This window comes from Paenibacillus sp. MT124 (assembly GCF_058792755.1).
Genome location: NZ_CM179500.1, coordinates 2,038,808 through 2,063,288, shown reverse-complemented (window position 1 = coordinate 2,063,288; position 24,481 = coordinate 2,038,808). Strand labels below are relative to the sequence as shown.

At 44.5% G+C, this 24,481-nt stretch carries 22 protein-coding genes and 1 tRNA gene; 8 read left to right on the top strand and 15 right to left on the bottom strand.

The features are described from left to right. Positions 1 to 8: 8 nt before the first annotated feature. From AC3RCI_RS09680 to AC3RCI_RS09670, 3 genes are all read right to left on the bottom strand, one after another. Positions 9 to 1,436, bottom strand: coding sequence for an NAD(P)-binding domain-containing protein (locus AC3RCI_RS09680; RefSeq protein WP_492528761.1), 1,428 nt, complete (start codon positions 1,434 to 1,436; stop codon positions 9 to 11). Between the two features lie 396 nt (positions 1,437 to 1,832). Further along, the gene (locus AC3RCI_RS09675) at positions 1,833 to 2,786 is read right to left on the bottom strand and encodes an SDR family NAD(P)-dependent oxidoreductase (RefSeq protein WP_492528759.1); all 954 of its coding nucleotides are present in this window, start codon (positions 2,784 to 2,786) and stop codon (positions 1,833 to 1,835) included. 119 nt (positions 2,787 to 2,905) lie between these two features. Next, on the bottom strand, positions 2,906 to 3,427 hold the full coding sequence (locus tag AC3RCI_RS09670; RefSeq protein ID WP_127536504.1) for a TetR/AcrR family transcriptional regulator: 522 nt from the start codon (positions 3,425 to 3,427) through the stop codon (positions 2,906 to 2,908). A gap of 406 nt (positions 3,428 to 3,833) precedes the next feature. Between AC3RCI_RS09670 and AC3RCI_RS09665 the strand changes: the two genes are divergently transcribed. From AC3RCI_RS09665 to AC3RCI_RS09655, 3 genes are all read left to right on the top strand, one after another. Next, positions 3,834 to 4,253, top strand: coding sequence for a MarR family winged helix-turn-helix transcriptional regulator (locus tag AC3RCI_RS09665; protein WP_492528757.1), 420 nt, complete (start codon positions 3,834 to 3,836; stop codon positions 4,251 to 4,253). 29 nt (positions 4,254 to 4,282) lie between these two features. After that, a complete protein-coding gene (locus tag AC3RCI_RS09660; protein WP_492528755.1) occupies positions 4,283 to 4,933 on the top strand; it encodes a nitroreductase family protein in 651 nt (216 codons plus the stop codon). 89 nt (positions 4,934 to 5,022) lie between these two features. Next, the gene (locus AC3RCI_RS09655; RefSeq protein WP_127536506.1) at positions 5,023 to 5,319 is read left to right on the top strand and encodes a putative quinol monooxygenase; all 297 of its coding nucleotides are present in this window, start codon (positions 5,023 to 5,025) and stop codon (positions 5,317 to 5,319) included. A 178-nt stretch (positions 5,320 to 5,497) separates the two neighbouring features. On the opposite strand, the gene AC3RCI_RS09650 is transcribed toward AC3RCI_RS09655, so the two are convergent. Further along, a complete protein-coding gene (locus tag AC3RCI_RS09650) occupies positions 5,498 to 6,982 on the bottom strand; it encodes an amidase family protein (protein WP_492528753.1) in 1,485 nt (494 codons plus the stop codon). A gap of 223 nt (positions 6,983 to 7,205) precedes the next feature. Here AC3RCI_RS09650 and AC3RCI_RS09645 point away from each other — a divergent pair, with 223 nt between their 5' ends. Continuing rightward, the gene (locus tag AC3RCI_RS09645; RefSeq protein WP_095288093.1) at positions 7,206 to 8,708 is read left to right on the top strand and encodes a hypothetical protein; all 1,503 of its coding nucleotides are present in this window, start codon (positions 7,206 to 7,208) and stop codon (positions 8,706 to 8,708) included. A gap of 913 nt (positions 8,709 to 9,621) precedes the next feature. Next, positions 9,622 to 10,836, top strand: coding sequence for a helix-turn-helix domain-containing protein (locus AC3RCI_RS09640; RefSeq protein WP_492528751.1), 1,215 nt, complete (start codon positions 9,622 to 9,624; stop codon positions 10,834 to 10,836). A gap of 637 nt (positions 10,837 to 11,473) precedes the next feature. Here AC3RCI_RS09640 and AC3RCI_RS09635 read toward each other — a convergent pair. After that, positions 11,474 to 11,947, bottom strand: coding sequence for an NUDIX domain-containing protein (locus AC3RCI_RS09635; RefSeq protein ID WP_492528749.1), 474 nt, complete (start codon positions 11,945 to 11,947; stop codon positions 11,474 to 11,476). 10 nt (positions 11,948 to 11,957) lie between these two features. Next, a complete protein-coding gene (locus AC3RCI_RS09630) occupies positions 11,958 to 12,803 on the bottom strand; it encodes an AraC family transcriptional regulator (RefSeq protein WP_492528747.1) in 846 nt (281 codons plus the stop codon). Between the two features lie 241 nt (positions 12,804 to 13,044). On the opposite strand from AC3RCI_RS09630, the gene AC3RCI_RS09625 reads away from it, so the two are divergent. Both AC3RCI_RS09625 and AC3RCI_RS09620 read left to right on the top strand, forming a co-directional pair. Beyond that, complete coding sequence (locus AC3RCI_RS09625; RefSeq protein ID WP_492528745.1) at positions 13,045 to 13,590, top strand: RNA polymerase sigma factor; 546 nt, start codon at positions 13,045 to 13,047, stop codon at positions 13,588 to 13,590. Beyond that, complete coding sequence (locus AC3RCI_RS09620; RefSeq protein WP_492528743.1) at positions 13,565 to 15,214, top strand: DUF4179 domain-containing protein; 1,650 nt, start codon at positions 13,565 to 13,567, stop codon at positions 15,212 to 15,214. Before AC3RCI_RS09625 ends, AC3RCI_RS09620 begins: the two co-directional genes overlap by 26 nt. Positions 15,215 to 15,400: 186 nt before the next feature. Here the strand turns inward: AC3RCI_RS09620 and AC3RCI_RS09615 are convergent, their stop codons facing one another. The 4 genes from AC3RCI_RS09615 to nrdR form a co-directional block, all read right to left on the bottom strand. Then, complete coding sequence (locus AC3RCI_RS09615) at positions 15,401 to 15,922, bottom strand: MarR family winged helix-turn-helix transcriptional regulator (protein WP_492528741.1); 522 nt, start codon at positions 15,920 to 15,922, stop codon at positions 15,401 to 15,403. A 48-nt stretch (positions 15,923 to 15,970) separates the two neighbouring features. After that, positions 15,971 to 16,780: an alpha/beta hydrolase gene (locus tag AC3RCI_RS09610; RefSeq protein ID WP_492528739.1), complete on the bottom strand. Its 810-nt coding sequence runs from the start codon at positions 16,778 to 16,780 to the stop codon at positions 15,971 to 15,973. A gap of 394 nt (positions 16,781 to 17,174) precedes the next feature. After that, positions 17,175 to 17,247 (bottom strand) — tRNA-Ala (locus AC3RCI_RS09605). 186 nt (positions 17,248 to 17,433) lie between these two features. Further along, positions 17,434 to 17,901: a transcriptional regulator NrdR gene (gene nrdR / locus AC3RCI_RS09600; RefSeq protein WP_095288107.1), complete on the bottom strand. Its 468-nt coding sequence runs from the start codon at positions 17,899 to 17,901 to the stop codon at positions 17,434 to 17,436. Between the two features lie 113 nt (positions 17,902 to 18,014). Here nrdR and AC3RCI_RS09595 point away from each other — a divergent pair, with 113 nt between their 5' ends. Beyond that, positions 18,015 to 18,239: an alpha/beta-type small acid-soluble spore protein gene (locus AC3RCI_RS09595; protein WP_193722082.1), complete on the top strand. Its 225-nt coding sequence runs from the start codon at positions 18,015 to 18,017 to the stop codon at positions 18,237 to 18,239. A gap of 155 nt (positions 18,240 to 18,394) precedes the next feature. On the opposite strand, the gene AC3RCI_RS09590 is transcribed toward AC3RCI_RS09595, so the two are convergent. The 5 genes from AC3RCI_RS09590 to polA all read right to left on the bottom strand — a co-directional run bounded on the left by AC3RCI_RS09590 (position 18,395) and on the right by polA (position 24,289). Next, the gene (locus AC3RCI_RS09590) at positions 18,395 to 18,958 is read right to left on the bottom strand and encodes a lytic transglycosylase domain-containing protein (protein ID WP_095358995.1); all 564 of its coding nucleotides are present in this window, start codon (positions 18,956 to 18,958) and stop codon (positions 18,395 to 18,397) included. Further along, positions 18,955 to 19,551 carry a dephospho-CoA kinase gene (gene coaE, locus AC3RCI_RS09585; protein ID WP_492528737.1) on the bottom strand — a complete coding sequence of 199 codons (597 nt, stop codon included), beginning with the start codon at positions 19,549 to 19,551 and terminating at the stop codon, positions 18,955 to 18,957. The genes AC3RCI_RS09590 and coaE overlap by 4 nt, the downstream gene beginning before the upstream one ends. 9 nt (positions 19,552 to 19,560) lie before the next feature. Then, entirely contained in the window at positions 19,561 to 20,316 is a 756-nt protein-coding gene (locus tag AC3RCI_RS09580) for a manganese efflux pump (RefSeq protein ID WP_492528735.1), read from the bottom strand. A 373-nt stretch (positions 20,317 to 20,689) separates the two neighbouring features. After that, complete coding sequence (gene mutM, locus AC3RCI_RS09575; RefSeq protein ID WP_492528733.1) at positions 20,690 to 21,520, bottom strand: DNA-formamidopyrimidine glycosylase; 831 nt, start codon at positions 21,518 to 21,520, stop codon at positions 20,690 to 20,692. Between the two features lie 114 nt (positions 21,521 to 21,634). Then, positions 21,635 to 24,289: a DNA polymerase I gene (gene polA / locus AC3RCI_RS09570; protein WP_492528731.1), complete on the bottom strand. Its 2,655-nt coding sequence runs from the start codon at positions 24,287 to 24,289 to the stop codon at positions 21,635 to 21,637. Positions 24,290 to 24,481: the final 192 nt, after the last annotated feature.

Here is a 24,481-nt window from a genome sequence, read left to right as displayed (position 1 = left end):
AGGTTGGTTCAGCTGGGAACGCTGCTTTTTACCCAGGATGCTGTGAACTCCCGCTCATCGTAATCAAAAAATTGCTGTAAGATCGTCTCCCGATCATCCAAAAACAGCTGGTCCGCTATGGCTGACACCAGTTTAGGAACTGCGCTTTTGGTGCCCGAGATGGCAGAAGCGGACAGACCACAGCTTGCAAGGGCAGAGTAATTGAAAACAAACAGCCCGTGCAGCTGTGACTCGCCTGCTTCACTTCGGCTCGTCATCGCAAATCCGGAAGTAAGGAAGGGATGTGCATCCAGCAGCTCATTGCGCTGCTCAGCCGGCGCTTCATAATAATCCGCCCAACGAGCAATATGACTTTCCACCAGTTTGAGTTCCGGCCGCAATGCGGGATCACTTAGCAGCCCCGTACTAATCACCAGAAAATCAAAAGCAAATTTCCCCTTGGCTGTTGTCACTACGGCTCCATCCTCGTTTGCTTCCACACCGAGCCAGGGTGAATTCAAATGCAGTTCAAAGCCCGGCCAGGCTGCTGCCCGGTTGAAGGTATCATTGGTTGGAGGTTGATTGTATTGAAAAAAGTGTGAAATTACCGCATATTTATCAGCTGCCCCTAATGCATGAAAACGTTCAATCATCCCGGATTGCTCCATCTGGCGTATGGGATTGACACTTGGAAGTTGTGCTCGCCGCACAAACACATGTGCTTCAGCAACTCCTGCAGCAAGCGCAAAACTTGCATTATCAAAAGCGGAAGCTCCTCCCCCTAATACGGCAATTCTTTTGCCGCGCAACCGCTCAAAATCAATTGCCTCGGAAGTATGAGCATACAGTTCTCTCGGCAGTCGTTCTGCAATCATGGAAGGTACGTGCCATTCTCCTCCTCCCTGTATGCCGGTAGCCAGCACGACTTTTCGCGCCAGCAGCGTGCCGGAATCGACACCGGAACCCTCCACATGAAGTCGGTGAATCCCCTCAGATGCGGGTTCAATCAATTTTAGCTTTACTTCATTGATTACAGGCAGATTCAGCACGTCACGATACCACCGCAAATAATTCATCCAATCCCCGCGTGGAATCTTGTCCATCGCTTCCCAGCCTTCCAGTCCAAACTGTGCCTCCCACCAAGAACGAAAGGTTAGGGATGGAATACCCAGATCAATGGACGTCAGATGTTTAGGAGTACGTAGGGTCGTCATACGGGCGTATGTTTCCCAAGGCCCTTCCAGTCCGGCTTTATTTTCGTCAATAACCAAAATGTTAGAAATCCGCTCACGCAGTAGGCCAAAAGCTGCTCCCAGGCCGCTCTGTCCTCCTCCTACAATAATCACGTCATATACATGACCCTCAGCATGTTCCATGGAGCGCACCCAGTTTGCACCGCCATAGGCCAAATATGCGAGATCTTCTTTTACTCGTTGATTCAAAGCTTCCAGGCTCATGATCCCCAACCCTTTCAAGATACATTAATCGATTTCGATTCAATCTCATTCATACGTTAAGTTGATGTCATATTTAACTCGTTTTTCAGTGCTATCACTGCATCTACGACATTATATTAGCGTTAGTATATGGGTTGCTTTTACTTTTTTGAATATGACGGAAGCTTTATTGTCATCCAATCTAAAAATAGCTAACATGCTTGTTGACCGTTACGAAATACACCCTCAAATAAATGTTGTCCGTTACTGAAAGTTGGATGTCATCGTTATGACCAAGGCATACATATATAAAAAAGACCCGGGTATTGCTTCCGGATCTGTCTGTCATTCATAAGCAGTATTCATTTATTCGGTTTGTTAGTGATTAATCAATTACTAAACATTAAAAAATGTAATTTACTTTTTCTGAAGCTGTGTTATGGTTTCAGCAATTCCTTCTGCGAAAGGCGTCGCCTGCACAGGACCAATGTTGCGTTCATACTTCTGTCTGCTTAAGACGAGTGGCTCCTTGGTTAGGTATAACATCTCTACGACTTCCTTCATGACCGGCACCCCCAGCCCAATCAGGGACAGTCCTATTTTCCCAAGTGCCATGACTTGTTTCGTTACACCCGCCGCCCTCTGTGCGATCCTAACGATCTCTTTGCCTGCAATAATGCCAGCACCGGGTATATTCCAGTTCTGATTGTAGGTGTTCTCCCTGCTTGCCAGTTCCACTACCATAACCGCTGCATCAGGCAGATAGATATATTCCCGTGGTGTTTCCATATTGCCGATGAAAAAAGCCATTTTCCCCTTTGCGATCGATTCAAGTGTTGATCCCAGGTAAGAGGCTTCATTCGCGGTCGGACCATAATAATCAGGCAAACGTACAATCATGACTTGTGCTCTGGACCACCTGCTGCTGAATAACATTTGCTCGTAGGCGAGTCTTGTTTTTCCTTTGCGGGTATGCGGCTGCTTCGGATGTTCTTCCGTTACTTCGTTCATTTGCCTTCTCCCGTATGGGTAGATCCCATCAATGACCACCACTTTCAGACTCAGCTGTTCAGCTGCCTTCATAACGGATTCACCCAGTGGTAGGAGTCTGCTCTCCATCTCATGGTAAGGCACGTTGGCACAGTGGAACATCACATCCGCATTCTGGGAAGCAGCGACTATTTCATTTGGGTTAAATGCATCACCTACAGCGAGCTGGAGATGATCTGGGAAACCCAGCTTTGCTGCAAGCTGTTCCAATTTGTGCCGTGAACGTCCATAAGCAACCGTTGCGATCCCCCTCTTAATCAATTCCTGTGTAATGGCAGCACCCGTTCCGCCTGTTGCACCAATAACAATTGCCTTTTTCATCTCCATACATCCTCTCACTCATTTAGTTATTGATCAATTACTCACAACTTCTGAACACAATATAACGCATATTTAGTGATTGATCAATAACTATTTTTGAAAAAGGGCATTTACCCTTCCTATCTCTCTTTGAGCTCAGGCATATCTAGGGCTATCGAGACATTGCATAACATGCCGATCGCCAGGAAAACCAACGTTCTTTGCTTCGCTTCGGCAATGCCAGCATGGCTAAAAGCATTCAGAACCATGGTTCTTACTTCACTGAACCCTTTCTGCATCGCTTGACGAATCACTTCTTCCTGAATGGTCTGAGCTTGCATCTGAAGCAGGATTTCACTTTGGTGTGATTCCAGAATCTTCTCGTATGCGTCTATCAATTCGCGCTCCAGTTGATCCGATGCTGCTGTTTCTACAACCTGCCGAAATGAATCAATGACTCGCGTCCATGATACTTCCAGTGCAGACAGCAGCAGGGCTTCCTTCGTTTTGAAAAAGCGAAAAATATAAGGCTGCGAAATCTGCGCCCTCTCCGCCACTTGTGCTGTCGTTGCACGGTAGTATCCGATTTCTGCAAATACGTCAATTGCCGCTGAGATAATGTCGTTCCGCCGATTGACTGAAGCCGTTGTATCTTTGGCCATGTCGTTTCACCTCTAACTGTAGTAATTAATTGATCAATAGCTTGAAGTATATAGGATAACAGCTGTTTTTGTAAAATATAGCCCTCTTCTACTTAAAAGTTCTTCATTTTTATAGTTGATAGCCATTCTGACTTAAATATAATCTCAATATTTATGACTATAACAGGACATCCTACTGCATAGCGTGATGATGAAGTACTCCGATTGATGTGCATATTTTTTCATATTATTTTGGGTTGCAAAATAAAAAGAGGCATGATATATTAATTGAGCGGTCAATGATTGACATGTCAATTGTTGAGGCGTCCATTATTTTTATCAACACTGGCATCGTAAAAAAGGCCACAATCGGATTGTGTGAACATAAGCCGTTGTTCATGTCCAGATTCACCCGGGAGGTCTAGTCATGACACGTATCGTTTCAAAGGAAGAGCAGATTATCAATCTGCTTAATGCTCTTGGCAACAAAGTCAGCCCGAAGTTCGAGCGGTGCACAGGAATCAGTTCATCTCGCTTTGAGATTCTGTATGAATTGGATCAGGTCGACGAGATCAACCAATCGATGCTGCAAAAAATCATCAATATCGACAGTGCTGCCATCACCCGCCATTTGAAGCAGCTCGAAGCGGACGGCATGGTGACCAGACGCAAAAATCCGGAAGACAACCGTGTTACCTTTGTTCGTCTTACCGATGATGGCCGGAAACATATTGAGGGTTACAAAGTAGAGAAGAAAAATTTTATTCATCAGATTCTACACGATTTCAGTGAAGATGAAATCCAGAATCTTGCGAGTTATCTGGAACGCATGCAGAACAATTTTTGATACTTTTATATAGAGGAGAGATCCACTGAATGAGTAGCTTTCAAAGTACATTTCAAAAAACGAACGATTTTAACGAGATCACATACGGCCGTCGTTCCGTTAAACTTTATGATCCGGAGGTAAAAATCAGTCGTGAAGAGATGACCGAGATTCTGGCCGAAGCTTCCCGTGCCCCATCCTCCATCAACCTGCAGCCTTGGCGCTTCCTGGTTGTGGACACAGCTGAGGGTAAAGAGAAGCTTGCTCCTCTTGCCAGATTTAATCAAAATCAAGTGTTGACTTCTTCTGCAGTTATCGGCGTATTTGTTGACATGAACAACATCGAATATATGGAAGAAATCTTCGGCAAAGCGGTGGAGCTTGGTTATATGCCACAAGAAGTAAAAGATATGCAGTTGGCTAAAGTAATGCCTTATTACAAGATTATGCCAGAATCTGCTCTTCGCGATGTCAACCTGATTGATGCAGGTCTGGTATCCATGCAATTGATGCTGGTTGCCCGTGCTCACGGTTATGATACCAACCCTATTGGCGGTTACGAAAAAGATCAAATCGCTGAAGCGTTCGGTATGGACAAAGAACGCTATCAACCGGTTATGCTGATCTCCATGGGTAAATCAGCCAAAGAGGGTCATCCATCCTACCGTCTGCCAGTTGATACGATTACAACTTGGGCATAATTGATGTATCACACTTTTCATTGAACTGCGTCACCCTTAACTATTGGCAACAATCAAACAATTTATATACATTACGGAGGTAAACACACATGATTATCATTCACGCACACCTGTCCATTAAACCGGATCAAGAGCAAGCATTCCTCGCAGCAGCCAAAGAACTCGTTGCAGCAACTCGCAATGAAGAAGGCAACATCAGCTATGTTCTGAACAAAAGCACTGAACAAGAACATCAATATACCATGATTGAATTGTGGAAAGACGAAGCAGCTACAGCAGCTCACAACGCAAGCGCTCATTTCCAAGGATTTGTTCAACAAGCAGCAGCATTCATGGCTGCACCGATGAACGTGGAAGTATTTGCTGGCGAAGCAGTTAAACACTAAAATCAAGTGCACATCAGGTCATTTGCGAGCATCAAGCTCCAATGTGTCCTAATAAACAACAAAAGCCGTCCCCAAAGTCATTTGACTTTGGGGACGGCTTTTTGCCTTGGACGCGAATATCGGAGCTGATGTTCTGAACACAAGAAGAGCGAGCCACAATCTCTTCTAAATTTTTAGATTAATCCTCATCGTTAGGCGCAAAACGTAAATTGGTCGCTTGTTCGTACGCGTACGCCAGTCGGAAAAGGATGGGCTCACTGAAGGCAGTTCCGACAAACGTAATCCCCTGTGGCCCTTTGGTCGTATAGCCATCTTCACCAATAATACCTGTGTCGACGTACTCGCCGGGAACAGTAATTACAGGATACCCAGCGCGTGCAGACACATCGAGTCCTTCCTCATTGCCCAGGAAGATCAGCGCATCTAATTGATTCTCACGGATTGCATGGTCGATGCCTTGTTCCCGTGAAAGCTGACGATTAAGCTGCAAACTCTCGGCGTACTCCGGTTCAGACAAGGTACCACTTGTTTCATTCGACCAGATCAGTGTATCCTGTCCATATTTAAGCGCAGCATCAGCATTTGCCACATTATAAGCGATAAGTTCATCTAACGTTTTAACGTATGCACCGGGACCCGCTTTGGCCAGATAGTCATTTATCCCTTTTTTAAATTCATATCGCATCACGTCCCAGTCCCACTTCGCACTTTCACAGGGCAATGACACCGGGTCAATAATGATTGCTCCCTGTTCTTTACATAGACTGATAGCTCGTTCGATAACTGCTGCCCGTGTTTCATCCAGATCCTTATAGTAGAATCGTGGAACGCCGATTCTTGCGCCTTGCAGTCCGTTCGCATCCAGAAAGGGCGTATAATCGGTATAGGCTTTTCGTCCTTTCTCGTGCATCGCCGCATCATCCGGATCCACTGCCGTCATTGCACCAAGCAAAATGGCTGCATCTCTTACCGTACGTGTCATCGGCCCGGCCGAATCCTGGCTATAGGTAATGGGGATAATTCCTGTACGACTGACCAGACCAATCGTCGGCTTAAGGCCAACAAGGCTGTTTTGCGAGGCTGGACTAATAATTGAACCTGATGTTTCTGTGCCAATGGCGGCGGTACACAGATTGGCAGCGACGGCTGCTGCGGAGCCCGAACTCGATCCCCCAACGAACAGCTCTCCAGGACCGTAAGGATTCAACGTCTGTCCGCCCCTTGAGCTGTATCCGGACCACATGGTGCTCGACATGAAGTTTGCCCATTCCGTCATGTTTGCCTTTCCCAGGAATACGGCTCCAGCCGCTCTTAACTGTGCAGCCACCATTGAATCTGACTGTGCAATATGTTCTGCTAACGCGACTGAACCTGCACTGGTATGCATGTGATCTCCTGTATCGATATTATCCTTGAGCAGGATGGGAATACCGTGAAGCGGTCCGCGCACCCCCTGCTCCCTCCGCTCTGCATCAAGCGCAATGGCTTCCTCTATCGCATCCGGATTGACTTCAAGTACTGCTTTTAGCTTAGGGTTGAGCCTGGTGATTCGCTCCAAATACCAACGAACGCAGATCTCCGACGATAACGATCCAGATTCCATCGCTGCCTGCAAGGAAACGATGTCTGCCTCTATTAAAAGTTCATTTAACGTTCTATCCATATATAGTCTCTCCTTTTTGGTGTTCTACTACTTAGGGTTCGACGAATCTGACTGTTGTCCTCTCGCCTTGCAGCATCGAATGAGAAGCAGCATTGATAGGAAGATAGACATTGATGCATCATCTTTTCCCTAAACTAAATCCGTTTCCATGATAATCCCTGCCCTAATGGATATGAAGTTATGATATATTTTTAAGGAGAAGTTTTTTTAAGGGAGAATGGTTATGGTTAAACTTTCGCTTTTTGCAATTACCAAGACAATTGAGTGCTTACCACCAAGAATTGTCGATCATCTATACATGTATGTATACAAGGAAACGACCAGCACCTCAAAAGAGACGTGGCTGTTTGAGCTCATCAAGGAACTCTTAATCCAGAATTTTGGATTTGATACGCCTCATCTGGAAGATCACGTTGAGATTCGGGATAAAAATTATCGCAAAAGACAACAGAGCAAAAAGTATTGGCTCAAGAAATTTAAAGAGGAACTGGATTCGGTGCCAAACAATCCTGTTCTGATTGAGATTAGCTCTTGGAAACTTGCGCTGGAGCAAATGAAAGCATCGAATGCGGGGCTGGATATCGTTGCTGAATCCGAAAGATTGATTGGCGTAAAGGACCTGAATGATTTACCCGCTCTACGCTTGCAACAGATTAGTGAGTGGGCAACCACCAGCTCCACATACCTCACGGACTATCGTTACTTGTCGAGTAAAAAAACCAATCAGATCAAAAAGGCCATCGACACCGATCTGCACTTTATTGTGGCTGATATTATTGATAAACACGATCTAACCAATGCAGTCGATGTGCAGCCTCATGGCCTGATCGAAGATGTCGTTTTTGCGGAAAAATCAACAAACCTGAAGATCCGAATGGAATTGGACGAAATCACCAACAAACAAACCTATTTTGATGATTATGAGATCAGTGACAATGAGTTCCTGCGCACCATTATCAAGGTTGAGGATGGAGATTTCCTGCTCGCGGATAAAAGCCTTACGAAATCACTGGATGGTACTGACCGGGATATCATTTTCTATGTCCTTTCCCAAAAGGATGAATCCTTTTACACAGATCGGACGATCACGGTTGATATTTCCAAGCTGGTCAGCAAAGCTTATAATTCTTCTGGGGTTAAAAACTACGTTGAGATTGAGAAAAGATTGCGTAAAATCAGGTCGTTTGGCTTCCAGGCCGTGATTAAGAAGAAGTCTGAAAAAGCAAGATCCGGTTCTGCCGACTGGTCCATCTTTGACTCGGTTGTCATCAACTCAAACCCCAATGGCAGACGTTATGCCGAAATTGTTATCGGTACGTACTTCCACCAGCAATACATTAATCAACAGACCGTCAAAATCTATAGAGACAGCCTCAACTCCATTGAAGGAAACATCTCTAAAATTTTGGTCCATGCATTACAGAAAGAACGTCTGGAGCGATATGTTCAAGGAAACCAATTCATCGATATCTTCCCGCTCAGCTATTTCTTGCGTAAAGTCCGAATGGACAAAAGAAAAACGGAACAAAACATGAAAAAGATCCAGGACGCGCTTGAGGAGTTCAAAAGCCTGAATTTCCTGATTGCCGATTATAAACGACTTCATTCCTCTTTTGAGATCTCGTTTATTCCATTAACACATACGGAAATGCATGACTTTTTCGATCAAGCCGAGCCGCCTATTCAGCTTACCTTTCCTATACAGACTGAACTTATTGGAGAATGAAACTCATTCTCCAATTTTTTTGCTTATGTAGATTTTCCTGCAGCCCCATCTACCCTGATGATTAGAAATATTAACATTCTGTAGTGCTACTTGATTGAATTTTTATTACTCATTTCTCGTACTGGCATTATATTATTACTTTTTTTTCGTACTTCATTTCGTAATAAAAATAAATATCCCACTACAACGCCATTCGTGCAATTCCCCCACATTATTTTATTACGAAAACAACGTACCTGATTTCATTTTCTTACTTTTTATTCGTACTTTAATTGATTATTCACAATATATAAAGCACTGAAAAGACAGTCTCATTTTTATTACGAAAAACTCGTACTTGGATTCGCTGTTTCAAGCTTGACGCTATAGGGTACCGACCTAAATATTAACGCAATTCTCACTTATTTTTCGTACTTTCTAATAATTATTACTCAAAACTCGTACCTTAATAAAATTATTACGAATTCCACGTACTAAAAAGACAAAAAAAAAGTTCTGGTGGTGTCGAGTACAACCTAAATGCAAGCTTGTAGCCCTATTTTTAATTTTCTAACTTTTTTCTCGTACTATATGTATGGTCGTCAAATTACGTTTCGTTCTTCATTTCTATATTTATTACGCATTTCTCGTACTTTTCATGGTGTTCCCAATTAAATAGACGGATGCTATAATCTATTTATAGTAAATGGAAAGCTAATAAAAATCTCTGTTACAATAAAAAAAGAACCCAACGATATCGTTCTAATAAGTGGATAGTTTGGCGACTGGCACTTATTAAAACCACGAAAAGTCGGGGTCTTGGTCTTGCTTCTTTTTTGATGTGTTCATTATAGCATGTCTTCTAAAAAAACAAAAGCCAAAACCCTTATTTTCCATACCCATTTTTACAGTTGGGAGTTAAGGAGAGGCGCAGATGAAACACCATCCTGATCTATTCGATGCACAGACCCTACATCATGACACTCGTTTGCTTTTCAAACTTAAACTCCTGCTGGGTACCGTTTGCGCATATGGCGGAGAAGTTCCTCTTTCTCAGACCGAACTCGCTAAACGAATGGGTACCTCCACTTATCGAATCCGAATTCTTCTCCACAAGTTAGAACACGAGGGTATTATTCATTACAATAACGCTGGTACATTGTTCTTTGACCGTTACATCTTTGTACGTGATCAAGCGGAAGTTTCACAGGAAACGCTCTATGCCAAAAATTTTGCCTTCTTTACATGCGATGAGTTTTTGTCTGAGGACCGAAATGTTCAACGCTTTGTGCTTCATTACGTTGGCAAAGAGCTTATCTACATTCCAGGCAATTTCCGCTGGGGTTACATCAATGATCTTTATGGGCCAACTGGACTGCTTAATATACGTACGCCAAAAGAAGCGATCACGATTCTTAAGAAGGCTTCCAAATATCTGAAGATCAAAATACATACGGAAAACTTCCAAGTACTGAACGTTCATTCCAAATGGATTGACATGGGTGAAATCTATTCTGAAGGTGCTGAGCTGTGGGTGACCAAACAGCTTATGAAGCATCGTTTTTGCTGTGACTTTATATCCCGGAAAGCGGTTTGGCAAATAGCAAAAGTCATGGAAGACTACTATGCGAAATTTGGATATGAGTATGCAACTGAAATTTTCGACCATGCTCTCTTTAGCATTCAAAATTATAAAAGACGGTCACAGACCTTCTTTAACATGATCTACAGAGAAGATTCTTCCTATATTGTGAATGAAGAAAAGAATGAACTGAATGAGATCAGTGCTTATTTTCGGTCCGTTATGGAATCCGCCGAGTTAAACTATGCGGTACAACTATCTGTGGAGCTTGAGCAGATCAAGCAGAAGAAACACATGGCGGAGACCAACCTCTCTGCCAATGATGAGATCTCCATGATGAATCAAGAACTAATTGAAGCAGCGCATAGCCAACAAGTTAAAGTGTGGGACAAGCTTCGTCTCATCCACTCTTGCTGGCTTAATCGTTTCAGACAATATCCGGAATGGTTTATCCAGCATTATTACCGGATCAGAACTCTTCCAGCTCCAATTCTGGAGATCAAGATGGAAATTGAGAAGTATATGGATAGACAAAAAAATACTCGATCTCAAGCGCACTTCGTCTAATTTCTTAAGGGTTAGATTTATTTGTGCGTCCATATGATCCATTTCAGTCTAACTTGTGTTGCAGTGGTTCTACGAAAAAGTAGAATGACTGCTATTTGTTTTTTCTACTTTACCGTTATTGTAAGCTTATCGTTGGATTTAGTAAGATTTGCACTTTCAATATCGGAATAGAAGTGATATCCTAACTTCCTTTGAATCCCAATTTAGCCACTAAAGCTGTGGATAACGTTTTATCTCATGTGGTTTTGTGCCATAGGTAATGTTTATATTGATTTTGCTCATTTGGATGTATTGATCGTTAATGGGTATTTCAATAGATGTAGTGTTGGCTTGGCGTTTCCTGATGTGTACCTTAGCGTTATCATTTTGCATAAAAATAAGGGCTTTCCATATCTAAATTTATCCAGATACAGAAGCCCTTATGGATCAAGCCTTTTGAGGCACTTTTGTTGCTTGTAAAAAGGTATTAATGAAAGGTGTTAATCTATGGTTTTAAAAAATGGTATTGAACTAAGATGTTGAAATAAGGTGTTGATGAAGGGTATTGAAAGGCTTTGGAACACCTCCATCTTCAAAATATTAGAAAACAACATTGAACGGTGTGAACTCCTCACGCTTCCCTAACTAGAGTAGAACCTTATTCGATATTATCCGTTGTTATACCATCCTTCAACGTACTTTCCCACCATATCGATGTATCTCCTCTGACAAGCTGTGGGATTAACTTACGGAATGGATAAGGCTGCAAATGATGCCCAGCAAGCTCATACACAAACGCCCAATAGAATTCAATATGAGACTCGAGAGATACAGGAGATTGTAACACATCCAGTTCAGGGACTTTCACTCTGAAAACCTGGTTCATTTCGCAATGTAGCTCCTTATTTTTCTCCCACCGATGCTCTACTGATCCTAAATATCCATCGATGTAACATGACAACCCCAGCTCCTCTTCGATTTCTCTTTTTAGGGCATCCGGTGCGCTCTCACCAAATTCAATGTGACCTCCTGGCAAGAACGTATTTTGATGACCAATGGCATGGGCGAGCAGAACCTGATCCTGACTGATTATAATTCCCCTTGTCAGATGATGAAATTTCGAAGTTATCACCTTCACCCCCTTATTTAATCGGTATCCAAATTTGTGGCGCATGATGAGGACCTGCATAAACCTCTAATTCGGGTGTCCCGGCATGCTCATAAGGATTAGATGGGAACCATTCGGAAACAATCTGTTTCCATAGATTCTGCAAGCTCTCAGGCAGAGGCCCCTTTACTTCAAATACACTCCATTTGGAAGCAGGAATGGTGAAGGAGGACAAACCTTCTGGTATTTCACCATGATAAGCTGTACCAATCCAGTACTCCATTTGCTTCTCCTCGATCTCGGTCTGATCTACACAGACTCCAAGTAATCCTGGGATAGCTCCATTATTCAAAGCCAATAAACGATCTTCTGTTCCGTTCGCATAGGCTTCTTCCCACATTTTAGGAATTTCCCTTAAATTCTCTCCATCTGCATAAGAGTAAGCTTGCTTGATTCCAACTAACGTAAATTCAGCCTGTTCAACAATTTTATAATCCATCGGTTCCGCTCCTTTTAAACTTACTTGAATAGCCAAGCGATTATACGACTTAACTGAGGTGCTGCTTTTTCGTACCTCACTTGGTGCAACCCCATGCTGTCTGCGAAAAGCTTTGGAGAAAGATTCAGGAGTGTCATATCCGTATTTGTACGCCAGATCAATAATTTTCTGTTCGCTCTGTACAAGTTCATGTGCTGCCAGTGTTAATCGTCTCCGCCGTATATATTCGAATACGGTAACATCTGTTAAAAGCGTAAACGTACGTTGAAAATAAAAAGGCGAGATATGAGCCTGTGCTGCGATCTGCTCTATCGTTACATTTTCGAGTAGATGCTCTTCAATATACTGTATAGCCTTCTGCAACGATTCAATCCAGTTCATACGTTTGACCACTCCTTGATTTCTATAATAGAGGAATACTTGTTTTGCGGCCTGTCATTATTTGCTCTGATCTGTCCGGCCCTTGTCTTTTATGGTAACTGTTAATCTGTTCAACTCATGAGGAAACAACGATAATGGATTATCTTAGCACGTTCTTCATCGGAAGACAGGATAAAAAAAGTGAATCATTTTTGACCCTCACTTGTCTATTATATATCCCAACAAGAAAGGAGCAGCGGAAGTGACCGAGCACGAACTCTTCTATTCTTACAACAAAGATGTATATCGTACCTGCTTGTATATGCTCAAAAATATCCAGGATGCCGAGGATGTATGTCATGATGTGTTTGTAACTGTGTTCCGGCAGGACTGGAGAAATGTTACACACCTTAAGGCCTGGATTATGCGTATCGCCATGAATCATTGCCTCAACATTATTCGAAAAAACAAAGTCAAAAATGACAAACAAGACCAATTACAGAACTTACATGAACACGAGGTTCTTGCTAGAGGTTCGGTCGATGGAATAGTTATGGCTAAGTTATCCTTCGCTGAATTGGAGCAACAATTGCGCCAATTGCCTGACAAGCTACGCAGTGTTGTGACCCTGCGGTACATTGGTGATCTATCTGTTGCGGAAATCTCGGAAATCCTCAATATACGTCAGGGTACCGTTCGATCCAGATTGCACAAGGCTCTTAAATTGATGCGAAAGAAACTGGAGTACTATAAGAAGGTTAACATGAGAGGAGAGAACCGTTTTGAATACAGCAGAATCCAAAATTAAGAATCACATGAAACATTCAGACCACATTGAATATCCGGATTTTGATAAGATGTTTAACAGCATACAGATGGACGAGCTTCGGGTAGCAGATCAGCTCAAGGAAAGATCACAGCGCGGTAAGACGAAAGTTGCTATTGTCCTGGGTGTATCTATAGCGGTTATGGCCACTCCGGTATATGCAGCCTTTCAATATGATTGGAGTGATGTCCTATCCCATAAGTCCGGAATTGAGTCAGCTCTCCAAGCAGGATATGGTCAGTCTATTGAACAAAGCGTCACAGCTCAAGGAGTCACCTTAACGGTGCATAACGCTTTTGTGGATGATAACCGAACAGTCCTTCTCTATACGATTAAACCCGGCATGGAAACAGACGGAGCAGAAATCAGATATGATCAGATCGTTTTGAAAGACAGTGAAGGTACACCTATTGAAGGACACTATTATCAACAATGGAACGAAGAGCAAGGTGTGTATCAGGGATACTTCGAAACGGACTGGGTGATGTCAGAGAACCAATCCGATCTTCAATTCTCCATTACAGGTGTACGATATTTACAAGACATACAGGAGGACATTACACTCGATCCCCAAGATTTTAATACTCAGAAATTCAATATACACAAGGACGGAATCGAATCGGTAGAAGTACAATCCTTCCAGCACACCGAAGAGCAAATCATGATTCGTTCCAACGTGACTTTCACTGATACGGCGTTGAAGGAACAGACTTGGGCCAGAATCACAGCTTATGATCCAAACGGGAACATGATTAAAGAAACAGAAAGCCCTATATACGGTACTAATGGTGCAACCGGAACATACTCCAGCACACAAATATTTAACGAGCAGCAGTTCAAAGAGAGCGCAGATCATTTCACCTTCACGTATACACATGAGAAAGAGCGAACAGATGGAACCTGGAACGTCAATCTCTCCTTGTCTCAACAGCAGATGGAAACGGGGACAGTCAAGAAAGAAATGGATATTCCACTGCAGTCATTGGATGGAGAGGCTAGAATCAGTGGGTTAGTGGTGACGCCAACCCAGATTCGAGTAACTATTGATCACCAAGAAGACTACTACAGACTGCCATACCGAACTTATCAGTTGGAAGTGGACGGCAGAGTGTTGGAAGGATACGTTTCCCTCGAAGGCACGTTGAATCCCAACCAGACCGAACTGCGATTTGAGCAGTCCGACTCGTCTCTCATGGATGTTAGTTCTGTGGCCAACAAACCCATAAACTTAATTGCGAAGGACCGAGTTGATGAGCACGCTGGTGACCAGACGTCTATTCGTCTAACGAATATTTCGACTCAGCCACAAACGGTAACAAGGGAGTACAAAGGGTTCCTTATCAACTGGACTTATTATCTCAAGGACGGGAACCTGTACGTTGGGACGTCCAGCCCTGAGCTTACATTTAGCGGGATCAACCAAACGTATTTCCTTGATGCGGGAGAAAAGCAATATTTAACGCCGCTGTATTTCAACGACTCTGATAATAAACATACGGAAGTATTCCAAGATTTTAAGGATAAAGACATTGATCTTTATGTATCGAACTATACAACGAAGAAGCCGGATGGAGATTTGCGAATTCCACTTAATAGCACTAAATAGTAACCAACCTTATCCAAGATGAAAAAACGATTGCACAGAAAAATGCCCTTGTTCAAGGGCATTTTTCTTATTCCTATACTAAGCTTAGTTTAATTATCGATTCCAGATCTGAGATGGCTACGTCTGATATGTCGCTTCACAGCCCTCTGTCCTTCTGCTAAGCAGATGCATGTGTAACCCTAGAATTTAATCGCTGCCCGGATCAATTTTAATGAGTTTGCGCGGTTCCTGTTCCTTCTCACCATACCAAACCAGCACATCTGCGAACAGATCCATAATGCGAATGAAACTCTCCTTGTCGGCTGTTAAAATTTGGTCAGCATGCTTAAAGATATCGTCAAAGCAAAGCTCACGGACAAATTCAGTGTACTTTGCATATACTTCGCGCCCTTTCGCCGAAGGTTTGACATAAATATCTTTGCGGTTACCGCTTAAATGATATTTTTCGAGCAAGCCTTTTTCCGTCAAATTCTTCACATTTTTGGAAAATGTACTGCGGCTAACGCCCAAACGTGCGGCCATCTCTGACATTTTCTCCTCCTTATCCTCTGCTTCCAGAATATATTCCAGGGTCTGGATCTGAGAGGCGGAGAACATCACGTCCGTACCATAGCTTCGCTGCAGCTTATAGGTGTTCGAATATGCATTGCCGTATTTGATAATTTTCTCAATCAGGGTCCGATGGTCGCCCATCCAATCTAATTTCATGAGTAATCCCTTTCATTTTCAGATTCTCTTTCTTTTACTCTACTGAAATTAGATATGTTTTTCAATCCATGTAATGGCTTCTTCTATGACTTCATGTCTAGTCGGTTCATTAAATATTTCATGCATGAGATGTGCATAGATCTTCAACGTTTTGTCAGTCGAGGCAATGTCTCCGTAGAATTCACGTGAATCCTGCTCGCTCACCAGCCCATCGTTTGCTCCATGCAGAACGAGCACCGGGTCCACAAACTGCTTGGCATTTTCTTTTAACCACGCTACGCCGTTCCCCAGGCTATTAAAAAGATCCACAGAAATTTGTTTTTCTACCAGCGGGTCACTTGCGTAAGCGGATACAACCTCAGGGTCACTGCATACGCCACTGCCAAGTTCATTCGGGAAATACGTCCCTGTAGGAAGATCAAGCGGCAGTTCACCAGCAACCTTCGTATTGTAACGGGTAAGTGCTCCTGATAAAACAATGCCTTTGACCTTGCCTGGATATTTCGTGCCAAATGATGAGGTTGCAAATCCACCCATGCTATGTCCAATGACGAATACTGGGAGGTCACTGCTCTCTTGCAAAGCCCTCTCAACTACGACATTTACATCCTCGATGATTTGATGAAAGTCACTGTAAAATGTACGCTTCCCTTCAGATCTCGCATGACCACGATGGTCGAATCGATATACGTTACAGCCTCGTTTGTTTAATTGCTTCGTTAACTCATCATAACGCCCGGCATGCTCGCACAGCCCATGAACAATGACCACGGCTGCCTTCGCATCTTCGGCTGTATCCTTACTGAAATAAAGCTGTGTTCCGTCAAATGATTTAATCGTTGTCTCACTGTGGTTCATATTCATCCCATCCTTGTCATGGTGCTAAAGCATCCAAGAGATCACATCATTGAGCCTTGAGCACCTTTAGTAAGCATTACCATGTCCACTAATCCAAAGAAATTTAATTTTCAGTGAAGATTATATTGTTTCTTACAGAAACAATATAACATCTGTCTTTTGCTTGTGTCCATCATTTTTTTAAGCGTTTACATAAAAATCGAAAAGAGAATTATGTACTAGGGGGAGCCATTATCAATTTGGCTACGCCCGGTTTTTTTAATGCCCTTCGTCTTAAGTTTATAATGCGATTATTTTTTGGAGTAATGACAATATGAGCATTTTGGCTACAGACACGTGAAAAGAAATCCATAAAAAGCAAAAAACCTCTTGGTATCCAAGAGGTTTTCGAGTATGGAGCCTAGGGGGATCGAACCCCTGACCTCATCGCTGCCAGCGATGCGCTCTCCCAGCTGAGCTAAGGCCCCACATTTATATATGTACTTGTCCGCTTCAGCGATGTTCCACAGGCGACTCCTATATCATATAAAATGCAGCTTTAGCTGTCAATAACTTTTTCAGAATGCAAAGTGTTTGGAGAAGAACAACCTCTGTACAGACAAGAACACTCATAATTACAAGCCCAGACTGCTCTTCTCCCTTAATCCACTTCTTTAATCGTCGAGATCCTCTTTGGACAACAACGATTTTAGTTCTTTCATGAACATATTGATGTCTTTGAATTGGCGATACACGGAAGCGAACCGCACATAGGCAACTTCATCAACCGGGAACAACTGCTCCATCAACAGCTCGCCAATCTGGCGGCTTTCCACTTCAGCTTCAGCAGTGTTACGCAGTGACTTCTCCACCTCGGAAACCATCATCTCCAGCGTCTCTACAGAGACAGGACGTTTCTCACAAGCCCGGATAAGGCCACGGAGAATTTTGTCGCGACTAAACTCTTCACGGCTGCCATCTTTCTTGATCACGATCAGCGGGGTCTCTTCGACCATTTCAAACGTTGTAAAACGGCGACTGCACTGCTCGCACTCACGACGACGGCGGATGGATTTTGATTCATTAGCAGGCCTAGAATCCAGTACTTTTGTACCCAGATAGGCGCAATAAGGACATTTCAACTCAGATCACTTCCCATGTTTTTCTTTTACCATAAATTCCCTGTTACTTCTAGTTATGAAAATCGCATTGAAGACACATAATACTTTTACCAACCGCGAGGAGGTGAACAGCAATGGCCCAAAACAGCAACGGTAACTCCAACAACTTGGTAGTAACTCGCGCTTCCGCAGCACTGGAGCAAATGAAATATGAAGTTGCTCAAGAACTCGGAATCAGCATCCCACAAGACGGATACCAAGGTAACATGACTTCTTACGAGAACGGTTCGATCGGTGGATACATCACGAAACGTCTGGTAACAATTGCAGAACAGCAATTGGCAGGTCAATACCAATAATATCTGCTTTGTAATACGTTAGACAGAGGAGCATGGAGCGGCCGGTGAATAACCGGCCTGCTCTGTGCTTCTACTATTAAATAAGACATAAGATATCAAAATTCAATTCAAACCGATTGTACTCCAGACTACCGCATAATCCAAGGAATCAGCGATTAGAACGTATTATAGATCTTTACATACTGATTATAATAATAAATGACTCGTTGTACATAGTGCCGGGTTTCTCCAAAAGGAATATCTTTGACTGTCTCGAATGAGCCGTCCCAGACACCATCTCTGATCCATCCACTTACTTTGCCTGGTCCGGCATTGTAAGCGGCAATCATGGCCGTCTCATTGCCGTCAAATTGTTCTGAGAGGTTACGCAGGTACCATGTCCCGAGTTGAATGTTCCTGCCCGGTTCATGTTTTAGCTCCTCTAACGAGGTCCCGGGAATTTTGGCCTGCTCCATGATCCAGTTGGCCGTATCCGGCATTAGCTGCATCAGCCCGATGGCACCTCTTCTGGATTCCTTGCTTGTCTTGAAATTGGTTTCCACCTTGATGATGGAAGCGATAAGGAAAGGGTCCACTTCATAGCTCTGAGACTGCGCACGAATCTCTTCCTTGTAATGAATCGGATAAAACCACGCCATCCAGTTTGTATTCAGGAACAGCACCAATACAAATGAAACAAACATCAACAGCAGTACCCGTTTCTTGCGCAATAACTTCATATCAGACCCTTATGATGCAAAAATGAAATAACCTGCTGCTCCGTCTCCGACCATAAGCCGCTGTTGTCAATGACCACGTCAGCACGCTGCTTCTTATGTTCAATATCCATCTGCGCATTAATACGGGCGTCAGCCTGTTCCTCTGTCATGCCATCCCGACTCATCAGCCGCTCCCGCTGCACGGATCTTGGGACGTAAACAACGACAACCTCATCAAATCCTTTTTCCAGACCTGATTCAAACAATAAAGGAATATCCGATACCACAAGCTTGTCCGGATAGGTCTCTTCATATGCAGCAGCACGCTCCCGCATCTCCTGCCGAATAGCTGGATGAGTGATTGCCTCGAGGGCTTTACGCTCATCCGGATTCTGAAACACAATGCTGCCCAGCTTTTTCCGGTCCAGTGTCCCGTCTTCATTTAATATGGCTTGTCCAAACCGCTGAACAGCGGCAGCCAAAACAGGATGCCCGGGCATCATGACCTCCCGGGCAATCACGTCTGCATCAATCAGCAGCGCTCCCTTACTGGCAAGAAGGACGGAAACACTGCTCTTTCCCGTTGCGATCCCGCCGGTTAAGCCAATATTCATCGTTTCACCTCATAACAGCTTCATTATTCCCATAATCATCAGTAACAACGCAGGAAGTACGGATAGTCTTCTCATCCAGCGCAGCGCTGAAAAGCGCAATCCAACTTTCATGCCTATTAACAGAAATGCGCCACTGAACAGCGCGATGACAAGTGCAGTCCACAATGTGGGGAAACCGAGCAAAGCAGCTCCGAGCCCTGCACCGAAGGCATCCAGTGACAGCGCGATTCCAAGCCACATCGCTTCCTGAGCAGATATGCTTCCCGAATTGTCCATATCCGCTTTGGAAGGACTCCGTAATATTTGAATGACAACACCTAATTTCCGCAGTTCCAGTGTAAATACCATGCGTTCCAGCGATCCGCCGGATGCAGATGATTCAAGATCAAGTGCCAGCACTTGATTTCTGCCTTTGACCGGCGCTGCATCGATTGCGTGCTCTTCATCTCCGACTGCTTCCGTTCCCTCTTCCGAATCGAGGCGATCCTTCCCCTGTTTACGGATCAACTGAATTAATGACCACGCACCGATGGCAATCAGAATAACCGCACCAACGAACGAAGCCACATCAGGAGATACCACATGGGATAGCAATACTCCTACCTGCATGGACAACGCAATGACCAACCCCGAACAAATAGAGATGACAGCAATGGATAACAGCGGGATCTTCGTCCTGCGCAGCCCGTATGTAATCCCGACACCAAAACCATCTAAACTAAGCGCCAAAGCAAGCGCCAGCAATGAAATAAAATGATGCAGCACCCTGGATTCCTCCCCTGTGCGGGAACTCGTTTCCACCTACCGTTACAGGTAGGTATTCGCCCGCTTATTTCTGCCATATCAGTATATGGAGGGAGTAATCCATGGGTGCTACGTTTTAATCATTTCGTTCATTCCGGTACAAATTAAAGCTTGCAGCTTACACTTATTACTATGATGACAGATTAAACTTCCGATCACTGTTATCCCCAGATTTTTTATATTTCGTTCCCCCAAGGGGAAATCCGGTGATAGCCTATGCTTTCGATGTAGCTTTCTTGCAGAAAGCTTGTAGGTGAACGCTTCGCTTCTCCAGTTTTTTTCTGCCCTCTCCGTAAACGTGTAAACGACAATTTCAATTTGTATCTTCTTTGGGTTATTTTAGTGGTTGGCACTTCGGACAGTAATGCGTCCCGCGACCGCCAACAACGCTCTTCTCAATCAATGTACCACACGTTGTGCAAGGCTCGGATTTGCGACCATAGATTTTCAGTTGGTGCTGAAACATGCCCATCTCACCTTGTCCATTAACATACGATTTGATGGAGGATCCACCTGCATTCACGGCATCCTGCAGCGTAGCTACAATGGCCTCGTGCAGCACTGTCAATTGGGCTTCAGTCAACGTCTTGGCAATGGTTTCGGGGTGAATGCCTGCGCGAAAAAGGGCTTCGTCCACATAAATATTCCCGATGCCAACGACATATGCCTGATTTAACAACACAGCCTTGATTTTGGTTGTCCGTTTACCAACAGCTTCACGAAATGCAGTCACGGTAAATGCCGGATCCAGCGGCTCAAGGCCGAGCTTCAACAAAGGTTTGGATACGAGCTCTTCGCCCGCTGCAAACAAATGCATGGTTCCAAACTGACGTACGTCTTTGTATCTCAATTCCGTGCCATCTGTGAAGTGAAAGATAACATGGGTATGCTTCTCTACTTCTTCGTGGTGCTCGTATACACCGTATCTACCTTCCATCCGGAGATGGGAGACCAGTACCAGCCCGTCCAACAAAATCCGTAAAAACTTCCCTCTGCGCTCCACTCCGATGATGGTGTGGCCTGCGAGTTCCAGTGCAAATGCTTCTATATCGTCCGGCCGCTGAATGATGCGCGGCAAGTTAACGGTTACGCGTTCAATGGTCTTACCTACAACAAGCTGATTCAATGTTCTTCTGACTGTTTCGACTTCCGGTAATTCCGGCATGATGTTCTCACCTCCCCTATATTATAACGGAAGTTGAGCTTCAGCGGGACCCCTTCTTATGTCGAATCCTTGTGAGGAAATGTTTGTAAATAAACGGAAATACATGCCGGTTGGTTATTTGGCTTCGTACCAGTTTTCCCCGAAACTTACTTCTGCTTTAAGCGGTACCGAGAGCTCCAATGCTTTTTCCATAACGGAAGGCACAAGCTCCTTCATCAGCTCCAGCTCGTCCGCAGGCACTTCAAATACAAGTTCGTCATGTACCTGAAGCAGCATGCGGCTCTTCAATTGGCGTTCACGCAGCGCTTCATCCATCTGCACCATGGCAAGCTTGATAATATCTGCGGCTGTCCCCTGGATCGGGGTATTCATCGCTGTACGCTCAGCGAAGGAACGCAGATTAAAATTGCTTGCATTGATCTCCGGCAGGTAGCGGCGGCGTTCCAGCAGCGTTTTGACAAAGCCATCCTGGCGTGCTTCCTTCACAATCTCGTCCATGTATCGACGAACGCCCTGGAACACTTCAAAGTACTGATCGATAAACTGGGCTGCCTCTTTGCGGGTAATGTTCAGGTTCTGGGACAGCCCGTAGTCGCTAATGCCATACACGATTCCGAAGTTAACAGCCTTGGCCGAACGACGCATGTCGCTGTCCACTTCTTCGGCTTTCACTCCGAATACATCAGAAGCTGTTTTGGTATGAATATCCATGTCATGAACAAAAGCTTCCTTGAGCCGTTCGTCATCCGAAATATGGGCCAGTACACGCAGTTCAATCTGAGAATAGTCTGCTGCCAGAATGGACCATCCTGGCTCGGAAGGAACAAATACCTTCCGGATTTTGCGTCCTTCTTCCATCCGAATCGGAATGTTCTGCAAGTTAGGGAATTGACTGCTAAGTCGTCCCGTTGCAGCAATGGTCTGACGATAATACGTATGCACCTTGCCATCCCGATCAGAAATCTCTTTAAGCAAGCCCTCCACATAAGTGGATTGCAGTTTGGCAAGCTGACGATATTGCAGAATATGCTTGACCACATCATGATAAGGAGCCAGCTTCTCCAGTACTTCTGCATCGGTGGAGTAACCTGTTTTGGTTTTCTTCACCACAGGAAGGCCGAGTTTATCGAATAAGATCTCACCTAATTGTCTTGGGGAATTCAGATTGAATTCTGTACCGGATAGTCGGTAAATCTCCGCCATCAGCCTGCTGATCTGTTCCTCGAACTCACGTCCCAAGGCCTGCAGATCTGCTGTATTCGCTTTAATCCCCTGTTTCTCCATGTCTGCCAGAATGCGTGATAACGGCATCTCCAATTCGTGAAAGAGCGCGTTCATCTCATCATTCTCAAGTGCCTGCTCCTGAAGAGGAATAATGGCAGCCACGGCAGCAGCCTTCCGGCACAGAAAATCGCCCAGTATTTCTACATCAGGCACCTTGTATTTTGCACCTTTACCCATAACCGTGTCGTCTTCAGCCAGGGAAGGCAAGCCATACTTCGAAGTCAAGCCGCTAATGGTCTGATTGGATTCCGTCGGGTCAAGCAAGTAGGCAGCAAGCTGCACATCGAAGGATGCTCCTGCGAATTCAAGACCATGCGCGTGCAGAGCCAGATCGACGCGGTGCAGATCATACCCGCGTTTCGGTTGTTCTGAATTACCAAGCCATTCCCGCACTGGAGCCGCTGCCTCGGAATGAAGCACTTCGGGAGATATGAACGTATAGGTTCCAGCGGAACCTACAGCAAGTCCAATCAATTTTGCTTGGTGCGGGTTATCCCCATGTGTCTCCACGTGCAGTACATCAATGGAACCCAGGGAACTGAACAGCTCACTTATGTTCTCCTCTGTAGCAATCGTGGATTCCACTTCGGCAGCCGGTACCGCTTCAGCTGCAGAGCCTGCACTCCCACTGAATGACAAGCGTTCAAGCAAGGATTTGAATTCAAGCTTGGCCAGTGCTGGCCCTGCCTGTTCTTCTTTTAACCCGGCGAACTGCATGTCATCCCAGGTTTGTTCCAGTGGCACTTCGCGGTGAATGGTCGCCAGCTGTTTGCTCATCCGGGCATCTTCGGCATGTGCCTCAATCTTCTCTTTCATTTTACCTTTCAATTCACCTGTGCCGTTCAATACTTCCTCGACAGAACCGAATTGATGCAGAAGTTTCAAGGCAGTCTTCTCTCCAACTCCCGGAATACCCGGAATATTATCCGACGCATCGCCCATTAGGCCTTTAAGATCGATGATTTGGAGTGGCGTCAGACCATACCGTTCCTTAATTTGAGCAGGGTCATACAGTTCAATTTCCGTTACCCCTTTGCGCGTGAGACCGATATGTACATGTTCAGAGGCAAGCTGCAGCATATCCTTGTCACCCGATACAACCAATACCTGTCTTCCAGCCTCGTCTGCACGTTTGGTTAACGTTCCGATGATATCATCCGCTTCAAACCCGGCCAGCTCAAACTGGGCAATACCCAATCCTTGCAGCAATTCTTTGAGTAATGGAAACTGTTCCGACAGCTCAGGTGGTGTTTTTTCGCGGCCACCCTTATACTCCTGATACCCCTCGTGTCGGAAAGTGACCTTACCGGCATCAAATGCCACCATGACATGGGTCGGCTTATGCTCTTCCAGCAATCGGAGCAGCATGGTGGTGAAGCCATACACCGCATTGGTATGCAATCCTTTCGAATTCGTCAGAGGAGGCATTGCAAAAAACGCCCGGTAAATAATGCTATTTCCATCTATGAGAATAAACTTTTCCATTCCAGCACCTCACGTATCGTATGGTCAAACCCTCAAGTACATCTACTCTCATGATAACATACACACCTGTTACAACAAAAAAGATTGGGCATCTTTTTACACATTCCATCCAGCAAAAAAAGAACTCTCTCCACAGACAGCCTGTTGTTTGCAGGCTGCCGGGAGAAAGTCCCTTGTTTTTGCAGCAAATCG